At 46.8% G+C, this 10,910-nt stretch carries 10 protein-coding genes and 1 pseudogene; 7 read left to right on the forward strand and 4 right to left on the reverse strand.

The window, feature by feature from the left end; translation table 11 throughout:
* Together AAFP11_RS22670 and AAFP11_RS22675 are read left to right on the forward strand one after the other, a co-directional pair.
* On the forward strand, window positions 1-2,254 hold a 2,254-nt coding region (locus AAFP11_RS22670; protein ID WP_341739085.1), incomplete at its 5' end, for a calcium-binding protein.
* A 487-nt stretch (window positions 2,255-2,741) separates the two neighbouring features.
* Window positions 2,742-3,509: a metallophosphoesterase family protein gene (locus AAFP11_RS22675; protein ID WP_341739086.1), complete on the forward strand. Its 768-nt coding sequence runs from the start codon at window positions 2,742-2,744 to the stop codon at window positions 3,507-3,509.
* A gap of 7 nt (window positions 3,510-3,516) precedes the next feature.
* Here the strand turns inward: AAFP11_RS22675 and AAFP11_RS22680 are convergent, their stop codons facing one another.
* A complete protein-coding gene (locus AAFP11_RS22680) occupies window positions 3,517-4,377 on the reverse strand; it encodes a M48 family metallopeptidase (RefSeq protein WP_341739087.1) in 861 nt (286 codons plus the stop codon).
* A 312-nt stretch (window positions 4,378-4,689) separates the two neighbouring features.
* Here AAFP11_RS22680 and AAFP11_RS22685 point away from each other — a divergent pair, with 312 nt between their 5' ends.
* The gene (locus AAFP11_RS22685; protein WP_340522040.1) at window positions 4,690-5,214 is read left to right on the forward strand and encodes a DUF4330 domain-containing protein; all 525 of its coding nucleotides are present in this window, start codon (window positions 4,690-4,692) and stop codon (window positions 5,212-5,214) included.
* A 150-nt stretch (window positions 5,215-5,364) separates the two neighbouring features.
* Here AAFP11_RS22685 and AAFP11_RS22690 read toward each other — a convergent pair whose 3' ends face one another.
* Window positions 5,365-6,270: an alpha/beta hydrolase gene (locus AAFP11_RS22690; RefSeq protein ID WP_341739088.1), complete on the reverse strand. Its 906-nt coding sequence runs from the start codon at window positions 6,268-6,270 to the stop codon at window positions 5,365-5,367.
* 216 nt (window positions 6,271-6,486) lie between these two features.
* Between AAFP11_RS22690 and AAFP11_RS22695 the strand changes: the two genes are divergently transcribed.
* Window positions 6,487-6,642 carry a hypothetical protein gene (locus AAFP11_RS22695; protein ID WP_341739089.1) on the forward strand — a complete coding sequence of 52 codons (156 nt, stop codon included), beginning with the start codon at window positions 6,487-6,489 and terminating at the stop codon, window positions 6,640-6,642.
* 361 nt (window positions 6,643-7,003) lie between these two features.
* Entirely contained in the window at window positions 7,004-7,585 is a 582-nt protein-coding gene (locus AAFP11_RS22700; protein ID WP_341739090.1) for a hypothetical protein, read from the forward strand.
* Window positions 7,586-7,617: 32 nt separating this feature from the next.
* On the opposite strand, the gene AAFP11_RS22705 is transcribed toward AAFP11_RS22700, so the two are convergent.
* Entirely contained in the window at window positions 7,618-8,532 is a 915-nt protein-coding gene (locus tag AAFP11_RS22705; protein ID WP_341739091.1) for a hypothetical protein, read from the reverse strand.
* Between the two features lie 628 nt (window positions 8,533-9,160).
* On the opposite strand from AAFP11_RS22705, the gene AAFP11_RS22710 reads away from it, so the two are divergent.
* Window positions 9,161-10,054, forward strand: coding sequence for an MBL fold metallo-hydrolase (locus AAFP11_RS22710; RefSeq protein WP_341739092.1), 894 nt, complete (start codon window positions 9,161-9,163; stop codon window positions 10,052-10,054).
* A 118-nt stretch (window positions 10,055-10,172) separates the two neighbouring features.
* On the opposite strand, the gene AAFP11_RS22715 is transcribed toward AAFP11_RS22710, so the two are convergent.
* The gene (locus tag AAFP11_RS22715; RefSeq protein ID WP_341739093.1) at window positions 10,173-10,718 is read right to left on the reverse strand and encodes a transposase; all 546 of its coding nucleotides are present in this window, start codon (window positions 10,716-10,718) and stop codon (window positions 10,173-10,175) included.
* A gap of 80 nt (window positions 10,719-10,798) precedes the next feature.
* On the opposite strand from AAFP11_RS22715, the pseudogene AAFP11_RS22720 reads away from it, so the two are divergent.
* A pseudogene (locus AAFP11_RS22720) lies at window positions 10,799-10,910 on the forward strand (bifunctional riboflavin kinase/FAD synthetase); the annotation flags it as partial.

Below are 10,910 nucleotides of genomic sequence, written 5' to 3' on the forward strand. Positions count from 1 at the left end.
CGTAGAAGGAGGTGCTGGCAATGATACCCTTGCTGGATTTAGCAGTGGGAATGTGCTGCGAGGCGGTGCAGGTAACGATAGCTATCAAATCCTGTCTTTTTCGCAGAATCAATTTCAAATTCAGGATACAGGTGGCATTGATCGCCTAGACTTCACTGATTTTGAGGGCGTTGTCAGTACCAGCCCTACGCTATCCCTCTCATTGTCATCAGGGAATACAGGCTTGACTCGACAAGGCACGAGTTTACTGATTGACATCAACAAAGACGGAATCGCACGGGCTACGGATGACGTGGTAATTTCCGACTTCTTCGGTGCATCGCCGAGTCTGGCAGGTGCTGGCTTCATCGAAACTGTGGGCAACCTCACTGGTGCGGCAATTCTGGCTGCTAATCTGACTGAAGCTACGTCTGCACCTGGAAGCAATGCAACCAGTGGTACACCTGGCAACGATAACCTTACAGGCACTGTCGGTAATGACAACATCTCAGGTTTAGAAGGCAATGACACCATCAGTGGCTTAGATGGCAACGACACCTTGCTAGGCGGTGCAGGAAACGACAACCTCAGTGGGGGTGGGGGCAATGACAGCCTTGTCGGTGGTAACGACAATGACACCCTGGATGGGGGTATCGGCAACGACATTCTCAGTGGAGGTGGCGGCAATGATAGTCTAGCTGGTGGCGATGGAGATGACACTTTGTTCGGCAGTGGGCCTAGCACCTTAGATGGCGGTGCGGGCAATGACTATCTCAGTGCTGGTGGTAATAGCATCGTAGAAGGAGGTGCTGGCAATGATACCCTTGCTGGATTTAGCAGTGGGAATGTGCTGCGAGGCGGTGCAGGTAACGATAGCTATCAAATCCTGTCTTTTTCGCAGAATCAATTTCAAATTCAGGATGCAGGTGGCATTGATCGCCTAGACTTCACTGATTTTGAGGGCGTTGTCAGTACCAGCCCTACGCTATCCCTCTCATTGTCATCAGGGAATACAGGCTTGACTCGACAAGGCACTAATTTACTGATTGACATCAACAAGGACGGTGTAGTAAGGGCTACGGATGACATTGTAATATCCGACTTCTTCGGTGCATCGCCGAGTCTGGCTGGTGCTGGCTTCATCGAAACTGTAGCCAACCTCACTGGTGCAGCAATTTTGGCTGCTAATCTGACTGAGGCTACGTCTGCACCCACGCCAACACCCACCGCGCCAACACCCACCGCGCCAACACCCACCGCGCCGACACCCACGACGCCAACACCCACCGCGCCAACACCCACCGCGCCAACACCCACCGCGCCGACACCCAAACCGGTGACAATACCCACGGTGACAACACCCACACCGACACCAACACCCACACCAACACCCACACCAACACCCACACCAACACCCACACCCATTTTCACTCCCGCACCTGCTCTGACATTCACAGCGCCGATCGCACCCACAATGACAAACTCACCCGCACCGACAGGCTCAGCGCCACAGGCGATCGGCAGCAGCGGCAATGACGTCATCGTCGCCAACGATGCTAACAATCCTTTGTACGGCAACAAAGGAAACGATAGCCTCTATGGCAATAGCGACAACAACATCCTCTTCGGAGGCAAAGGTGACGATGCCCTCTTTGGCAACGACGGTAACGATCTCCTCAATGGCAACCAAGGGAATGACACCTTGATTGGAAGCGATGGTAACGATACCGAGTTAGGAGGAAAAGGTGACGATGTTTTGTTTGGCGGTACTGGCAATGATGTCCTCAGTGGCGATCTAGGCAACAATACCTTAGCCGGTGACGCTGGTAATGACTCCCTGTACGGCGGTAAAGATAATGATGTTTTGCTGGGCGGTACTGGCAACGATTTCCTCTATAGCCAAGAAGGTAATGACTTTCTGACTGGTGTTGACAGCACTGCTGCTAACCCAGGGCTGGGCGAAATCGATACCCTGATTGGCGCAGAAGGCAATGATACTTTCTTCCTGGGAGATGCCACCAAGTTCTACTACAACGATGGCATCGATAGCGCTACTGGCAGCAGCGATTACGCTTTGATTGTCGGCTTCAACCCGACTCAAGATATCATCCAGCTTCAAGGCGCTCCTACCACTTATGTGTTAGGTGCTTCTCCCGCCGGATTGCCTGTTGGAAACGCTATTTTCAAGAAGACTGGGAGCTCGGATGAATTGATTGCGATCGTCCAACCAGTTTCTTCCTTTAGCCTAGACAGCTCTTCTTTGCGCTTCGTCTAATAGCAGCGAGACTGACTGGTTAATTTTGTTGTAGGGGCTTACCCCTACAAAACAGGGTTTGTCATAATGAAATAGCTCTGCTTGAGAAAGGGGACTTTGACTTGTTCGAGTCCCCTTTTTTCATTTGTCAATTTCTTGCTCCCTCCCCTTAGTAAGGGGAGGGTTGGGGTGGGGTAAAAAACTTGCGACTCATTTAGGATTGCTATAGAAGCATAACAACTGCCTAGGTTATGTGACCGATCGCGACACCCTGTGGATGCGAGGCTAGTTAAGAGATCTGTCGCTTGTGGTTAAATCGACTGGGTTTTGGCATTCACCCAAATTTTGGGTTTTGTGTAAATACTTATCAACTTTACTAAATCTTTATACAAAACAGTATAATGGGTGACACCCCCTGTTAGGCACCAGAGGGCAAAAAGCCTAGCAGCAAAATCAGATGCTGTTAGCTACGGGTTTTTGTTGAGAGTCAGGAAATTGAATAAGTACGATGGAGCATCGGCGCATTGTTATTGGTGATGTACATGGGCATTTCGATGGCTTAATGATCTTGCTAGAGGCACTTGCCCCTAGCTGGGACGATCGCGTGTATTTTCTGGGAGACTTAATCGATCGCGGACCTAAGAGTGCTCAAGTAGTAGAATTTGTCAAGCAAAGTCGTTACCAAGCTCTGTTAGGCAACCACGAACAACTGATGTTAAATGCTCTAGTCAGTGACGTTGCTGATATGCGATCGTGGCAAGCTTGGCTTTGCAGTGGCGGTGATGCCACCATCGACAGTTACAGAAATACAGGGATGATGCCCTACCAGCACTTAGAATGGATGCGATCGCTCCCCACCCACATCGACTTGGGCGACATCTGGCTAGTCCACGCCGGGGTCGATCCCACACTCCCCGTTGACCAGCAGTCTAGCGAACAACTCTGCTGGATTCGCAAGGATTTTCACAATATCTCTCAACCCTATTTTCGCGATAAATTAATTATCACCGGTCACACGATCACCTTTACGTTTGAGGGTGTCAGACCGGGAGAATTAGTCAGAGGACAAGGGTGGCTAGATATTGACACGGGTGCTTATCATCCCAAGAGTGGCTGGCTGACAGGATTTGACCTCAACTACCGCCGAGTTTATCAAGTTAATGTATTTAACCATCAAGTCCGAATTTTGCCCTTAGACGAATTGGTTAGACCATTGAACTCCTCGGAAATTCCCCTCCAGAAATCGGTTTTGAGTCCAGTGGTTTCACCGAGCTAGCTGTTGACTACTGACGTGAGGAACCCAGAAGCCTGCGGATTTCCTGTCTGTAAGTCCCATTGTTCAAGCCTTCACCCGTAGCCAAACTGGGATCGATTCCCTGTTCGATCGCCACAATGCGGGAATCGGTAGCTGGATGAGTGCTCAAAATGCTGGGAGGAGAAGGTCTATTGAGCAACTTTTTCATAAAATCCACCATCCCCGATTGAGCGTAGCCCGATCGCCCCATTGTTTGCAATCCCAACTGATCTGCTTCGTATTCAGCTTGACGGCTGTGGGGACGGCGCAAAGCCAGTTCCACCCCTAGCTGCACTACCTTAGAACCATCGAGTCCCGCTGCTGAAGCGACACCAGAGGCGATCGCCATTTGACGCATTTGTTTAATCGCGTGGCGTGCACTAATGTGACCGATTTCATGGCCGATTACGCTGGCTAATTGAGCTTCATTATCTGCCGCGGTCATTAAACCTTTATTCACATAAATAAAACCGCCCATTGTCGCAAAAGCATTAATATTGTCATCGTCAACGACTTGGAAGGTATAGGGAATATTCGGACGATCGCTATTTTGGGCCAGTCGCTGACCGATGCGGTTGATATATGCTGTAGTGGCGCGATCGGGATAAATTTTAAATTCCCGTCCAGCCAACTGCTGATTGATTTCTTTACCTATAGCCACTTCTTGGCGATCGGACACATTCGACAATTGAATAACTTGAATACCTCGAAAAATCAGTTCTGGCAAAGAAAATGCTTGCATCGGTTCCGGCGACACCACCCAGATTCCCGCAGTCACAATCAGAGACAGAAATAAATAAATTCCTTTACCACATCTACGCCGGATTGTCAACCAATTTTTTTTAAACATGACAGATATAGCCTTTGTTTCGACCGCTTTTGTGAATGGGATGTATGGCATACTTGAAGTATAGCTTGATTGACAAGGGAGATTCCCAGAATCAATGCTGGGACTTTTTCAATTTTATGCCGCCCTTGAGACTCAGATATATCAGTCTTCAATTCCTGCCGATTGTGAGCTGCGATCGTGGTAATATCTTTTGGCTTGTACAGATACTTCTTAAGCTATCAACCTCTCACAGAAGACGCTGGATAAATTCAGCGGCTCGTGTTTCGTCCGCGACTATCAAGCTACGCGGTTTCTACACTCCCGAAGATTTTTATGAAAATTTTGGATTCACAAGGCCGCTTGTTCGGTAAACTTAGCATCCTAGACCTAGGTGCTGCTCTGATCATCCTGCTAGTTGCAGTCGGAATCTTCTTCTTCCCTGGTACTTCTGGTGGTTCTGTAGCCCAAGTTGGCGGCGCCGATGTCAAACCGGTCGAAATCGATGCCATTGCGATCGGTCTTAAAGGGACAAACTTTCAAGAGTTATTCAAAGCAGGGGATAAAATCAATGTGATTATCCGTAACCAACCTTCCGGTCAGATTACGATCAAAGCTGTCAAAACATTGACCAGAACCCTCGCCGTTCCTCAGCCCAATGGCACATTGAAAGCTCTACCAGACCCCAGAGAAGAAGAATCTTTCAGCAGAAATATGATGTTTACCTTAGAAGGTAAAGGTCAAATTACTGACAACGGCCCTGTTTTAGGCAATACGAAGGTCAAAATTGGCACTACACTAGAACTTGAAGGCAAAAAGTATATTTTCAACGCCAGCGTCATTGATGTGCGCGTCAAATAGCTATTAGTTATTAGTTATTAGTTATTGGTTATTGGTTATTGGTTATTTGTTATTTGTTATTCACATTATTATAATCACGAATAACTCATAACCAATAAACAATAAAAATAACCCATAAACCATAACAACTGGCCGTTGTCAGTTTACTTTTTACCCTTCCGATAGCAACTTTAAATATTGCCGGATCAAGCCAATGGTGACAGCAGGAATTTCTAGTTGCGGTGTCAAACCGACATTTTCCAAAATTTGGAAAACTTTGATGGCTTCGGGGTTGAGATTTGCCAATCGCTGGCCAATCTCAGGGCTGGTAAATTGTGACTTTTCTCCCCAAATCATCACTGTCGGCGTGGTTAGCTGAGTTATATATAGGGATAAATCGAAGGATAAATCTCCTCGCACAAAAGAAAGAGCGGCATACTCTGCATTCGGTTCCAAGGCAGATTCTAGGTAAGCATCTACGATTTCTTGGTAAACTCGGCGATTGTCGGCAAATTGCCGCTGTTCTAGAAAGTTGCGGATGCCCCCATCGGTGGCAATTCCGGTACTGTAAAGCAAGCGGTCCAAAATAGGTGTGCTGACTATTTGAGCAAATAAACTTTTGCTGTAATCTTTGCCAAAGTCAGACAAACCGCTAGGTGTGGTCAAAATCAGGGATTTGAACAGGTCTGGTCTGGCGATCGCAGCTCGTATTGCGATCGCCCCAGTCAGAGAAGAAGCTATCACATCCGTCGGACTCCCGCAAGTTTTTTCGAGAAATTCGATTAAAGATGTGATATAATCGTCAACCTTGTAATTTTTCGCCGGATGTTCCGATCGTCCCCAGCCGATTAAATCCGGTGCCAAAACTCGATAGTCAGCGGCAAAAGCCGGATAAACTTTCGACCATTCGTAGGCACTGGAACCGCCTCCAAAACCGTGAAAAAATACCAAGTTCGGCAAATTGTCCGAAGTTGAGGTAGGTATCTTCATCCAAGGCGTTTTTTCCGCGGTGTAGTATACCATTCGGCCTTGGGAAGTAACTGTCGATCGTTGACCGAAGCCTAGGGGCAAAAGCATAAATAAACCTCAATTGTAGTGAGATGGTAGATTTGGGTCTGGCATCAGTCTGAATGTGAAAAAAATTGTTTAGTTGAGGGTGCTTTTGTAAAGTTTGAGTATTGATTTAATTATATGAAATTACAGGTGAAGGGTCAAACTACAGACAGGAAGCAACTTTTGAGATTTTTGCTGTTCGGGTTGTGTAGTTATCCTCACCCTTGCAAACTACTGTGAATGGGAGATAATAGCAAGGTGATGGGTAATACCCCTCACTGTCAAAAACTCAGTGAGTCGCTATCTCAAAGCGATGCTTGCACAGTTACAGTGCTAAAGCTCTCTTTCACAGCCCACGGTGGGTTTGCTGTCGATCGGTCTGACTTTGGTAACTAATTTACTGGACAATAATTGACAATGGATAGGTAGCGCTCTACCCAAACGCTGAAGTTATCACACAAGTGGGAGCAAATAACCCATAGATGTGTCCCAAAAAGGCTGTCAAGGGCAGGCTGGATACCTACCCCGCAGGAATTATGGGAGATATCTAATCATTAATCACGATACTTTGCGGAGCAGCGACTTTTCATGTCGAAAGTCTTTGTTAGAAAGGTGAGGGTCGGTTGTTTATTCTGAATTGGGGGGGCTTGGCAATCATTAGTCGCCCCCCGCTCAATTCCACCACACAAAAAATAACTAATCTCAGGGAGGTCTACTAACGATGCAACTGCTCAGGAAAAGCGATCGCGAGGGTTTTATGGTTGACACAAAAAGTCTTCAGTCTGACAGGATAGCAGAATTTGAGACTCCATGTCGAAGCGTAGATTTAAACGGCAAAAATAATGTTGTGGTTGCTACTCCCGACCGCTCTGTGGGGGGAGCAGAGCCTCGGATGCCTGCTGTAGCACCGGATTCTGTGCGACTAGCTTTAGAAGAGTTGAAATGCTTTGAAGTAGTAGAACACCAGTTTAAACATTGGGGGCTAACTTTTACCAATGTGGTGGCAATCCAACCTTCCAACCCAGCATTTTTGACGGTTCCTGGGATCACAATTTTAATGGGAGCCCCCAAAAGCGGACAGATAGAAATCTCTTTTAAGTATCCAGTTCGCTTTGTGTCAGGACTTGTCACCAGTTCCCGGCGAACGGTTTTGTCTGCTTGCGACCTGGATGGTGTCCAAATTGCTCAGGATGAAATGCCAGCACCCAATCTGGTAGGGTCTAATTCTGCCATTGAGCCGAGCACTGAATTGCGTGTCAAAGCACCAAATATTTCTCGAATCACTTTTTACGCTTTTGATGGTCAGCTAGTAGTCCATGATTTAATTTTTGGCTTTTAAAAATTCCGAATTCAAAATTAATTTTTAACGACTCAGCTTGATTTGGTTTTTTCAGAACAATGTAGAGAGTCCAAAGTCTGCAAAGCTTCTAGAAGGGCATTGCGGACTATAGCTTCTGGTTCTTGATTCAGCATCAAGCGAAAGCACTCCGCAGTGTGGGACAGGCCGATGGAATTTTTGAGGGAACTGGGTTTCCAAAACCCAGGACTTTTGACCAAATCGGTCATTTGCCGCACTGCTATCAAACGCTTTACAGGGTCTGCATCCGTCAAATCCGCCAGGATGCCATCTACTACCGCTTCATCTTTGGAAGCACTTTGGCTCCAGACTTGTCGCACCAAGAATACCACAATGGCGATCGTCCCCAAATTTTGTAAAATTGCGCTCAGAGCCATCCAGTTACTCTCAGACTGTGCCCAAATCGAAAAACTCATGTAAGTTCCTAAAGTAGCAAGGCCGCCACTACCCACCGCTACTACCAAGCGTCGGCTGGGGCTGTTCCAAAATTGCTCCATGTTCGATCGCAATTGTTGCCAATCCCAGGACTGTGCCCGGTAAACCAGCATCATCGCTCCGATGCCCAAGCCAGTAGCAGCCAGCAATTGACTGTTCCACCAGCCCCAAACTGCTGAAGCTGTTAAAACTGCCAGGGTGCCAGACGATCGATTCCAACGCCCTAACAGCCATTTGAGAAAGGTAGTAGAAACCACAGGCCGGTTCGAGGCTTTGTGAAAGTCAATCCTGGGGTCTCTGGCTGACTCAGGAACGGCTGTTGGTATAGTTTGAGGAAATGCACGGTTTTTCGGTGTATATTTCTTCAAAACCTGGACATCGGTTATGGATGAGGGTAATTTCTGCAAGTGGTCCGATCGCACTTGGTCATTAGCTTCTGACAGTTCTTCTTGTCTGGGAGGCATTTTGGCTGTAGTTTTTTTTACTCGTTCCATACTGAGTTTTTGGATCAATTTGTATATTGAAATAGTAACAACAAGCAGTAATGCTCCCCTAGACCCGATCGCCCAATGGTCTGGGAAGCCTCGACGGGGCATCTAGCCACTTCTTTACCCTAAACTGCTAGAGTTCAGTTATCATTAAACGAGTGCTTGTTGATAGCACTCCCTCCTGCGTTGGAGCAGGAGATAAGGGGCATTCCACTTTGTCCGATCGGTCTCAAACCCGGTAAAGTAGTGGTAACATTTGTAATCGAGATGGGAATGCTGCTATCAATGTTGGATACACACAAAATTCGAGACAGCATCTCAAATAATGTATTTGTTAACATTTGGTAACAAATACAGCTCAAAAAAATCATAGTTGCGATCGAGACTTCCCAGAGCAGAGGTTTGATGGCACAGCCCTTACAAAGACAGAGACTTGAATGCAGCTAAAAAAATAAATAAAGTCGGGATAGGGCATTGCCACGACTCTAAACGGACGCAGAAGGGACGTAAGACTACTTTGGTAGCAGACCCTGGTGAAGCGTCAAGAATCACCGCACTTTTAGGGCGGTGAGTATGTCAACAAGATGTAAACACCTTACCAACAGATCGCCGGAGCAATCTTGCAGGAAAACCCATGTCTAGTATGCAAAGCCAATTCACAGTTCACTTCTGGGGCGTTAGAGGTAGCATAGCGTCTCCGGGAGCTGAAACAGTACGTTACGGGGGCAACACACCCTGTATTGAAATGCGAGTGGGTGACAGCCGCTTGATTTTCGATGGCGGTACAGGGTTACGGGTTTTGGGACAAACTCTCCTGTCGCAGATGCCTGTAGAAGCTCATATGTTTTTCACTCACTCTCACTGGGATCACATTCAAGGATTTCCGTTTTTTGTCCCAGCTTTTGTCAAGGGCAATTGTTTTCACATCTATGGTGCTGTTGCTCCTAACCAAGCTACTATCCAGCAGCGCCTGAACGACCAGATGCTTCACCCAAATTTTCCAGTCCCCCTACAAATTATGGGTGCAGACCTGAAGTTCAATGATATTAAAGTGGGCGATACAGTGGAAATCGGGGAGATCAAGGTGGAAACTGCTTTGTTGAACCATCCAGGAGAAGCTATGGGCTACCGAGTTAACTGGCGGGGCTATGCGGCGGCTTACGTGACTGATACAGAACATTTTGCAGACACCTTGGATAAAAATGTGGTGAAATTGGCTCAGGATGCAGAGGTCCTGATCTACGATGCTACTTATACGGATGAGGAGTATTATTCGGAAAAGTCGAGCCGGGTTGGCTGGGGACATTCGACTTGGCAGGAAGCGGTGAAAGTGGCTAAGGCGGCTAACGTCAAAAAGTTGGTGATTTTTCACCACGATCCTTTGCACAATGATGAATTCTTAGACAAAGTGGGAGAGCAAGTTGCTCAAAGGTTCCCGAACAGTTTGATGGCGCGGGAAGGTTTGTCGTTACAGTTGCTTCCTCCTGAAAAGAGTGTCCCTGAAACGTGCGATGAGAAAGTGATTTAGTTGTATTTTCAACATAAATTTGGATGACGATCAGCAATCAGACTACGTGTTTGACATACTCACCGCCCTGAAAGTGCGGTGATTCTTGACGCTTCATTGGGATGTGCTGCAAGCAGTCTTACCTTCCCTCTGCGGCCAGAAGCGAGTCGTGGCTATGCCCAATCCCGACTTTTTGTATAATTCTCGCAGCGTTCAAATCCCTGTCTTGGTGTGTACCGCAGTTTAAACAGATTAATTCTCGAATTGACAGGTCTAATTTACCCCACTTAAAACCGCAGTCCGCACATACTTGACTCGTTGGTTCCCAACGACTAATTACTCTAAATTCTTTGCCAAACTTTTCAGATTTTGCCTCGCACAAAGCTCTAAATTCGTACCAACCTTGTTGGCTAATCGCTTTTGAGAGCTTTCGATTTTTCAACATACCAGACACATTTAAATCTTCCAAAACAATTACTTGGTTTTCGTTAACTATTTTAGTAGACAGTTTGTGCAAGAAGTCTTTACGAGTGTCTGAAATTTGATTGTGTAGTTTGGCTATCTGGGTTCGAGTTTTGTTTCTACGTTTGGAGTCCTTCTGTTGACGAGCTAGTTTTTTCTGAAGTTGGCGGATTTTCCGATCTAGTTTTTTGTAGCTAGGACTTATAGAATTAGGAGAATTCAAGCCGTCAAGCGAAGGCGATGCACTGAGCGTAGCCGAAGTGACGGGGCTTCAGACCCATTTCTTTGGTGAAAATTTAAAGCGTGTGGGTAACTTATTCTTGTACTGCTGCTCTGACTCCAACTGCCGTTGCCTTGGGAAACTTTGATGGTTTCCACCTAGGGCATCGACAAGTCGTGCAGCCAATTTTAAATC

It is taken from the genome of Microcoleus sp. CAWBG640 (assembly GCF_020883015.1).
Lineage (GTDB): Bacteria > Cyanobacteriota > Cyanobacteriia > Cyanobacteriales > Microcoleaceae > Microcoleus > Microcoleus anatoxicus.

Excerpts from the sequence above, each read along its gene's own strand:
- AAFP11_RS22705 (WP_341739091.1), bottom strand. The coding sequence starts at position 8,532 with ATGGAACGAGTAAAAAAAACTACAGCCAAAATGCCTCCCAGACAAGAA.
- AAFP11_RS22675 (WP_341739086.1), top strand. The coding sequence starts at position 2,742 with ATGGAGCATCGGCGCATTGTTATTGGTGATGTACATGGGCATTTCGAT.
- AAFP11_RS22690 (WP_341739088.1), bottom strand. The coding sequence starts at position 6,270 with ATGCTTTTGCCCCTAGGCTTCGGTCAACGATCGACAGTTACTTCCCAA.
- AAFP11_RS22695 (WP_341739089.1), top strand. The coding sequence starts at position 6,487 with ATGGGAGATAATAGCAAGGTGATGGGTAATACCCCTCACTGTCAAAAA.
- AAFP11_RS22700 (WP_341739090.1), top strand. The coding sequence starts at position 7,004 with ATGGTTGACACAAAAAGTCTTCAGTCTGACAGGATAGCAGAATTTGAG.
- AAFP11_RS22685 (WP_340522040.1), top strand. The coding sequence starts at position 4,690 with ATGAAAATTTTGGATTCACAAGGCCGCTTGTTCGGTAAACTTAGCATC.
- AAFP11_RS22680 (WP_341739087.1), bottom strand. The coding sequence starts at position 4,377 with ATGTTTAAAAAAAATTGGTTGACAATCCGGCGTAGATGTGGTAAAGGA.
- AAFP11_RS22710 (WP_341739092.1), top strand. The coding sequence starts at position 9,161 with ATGTCTAGTATGCAAAGCCAATTCACAGTTCACTTCTGGGGCGTTAGA.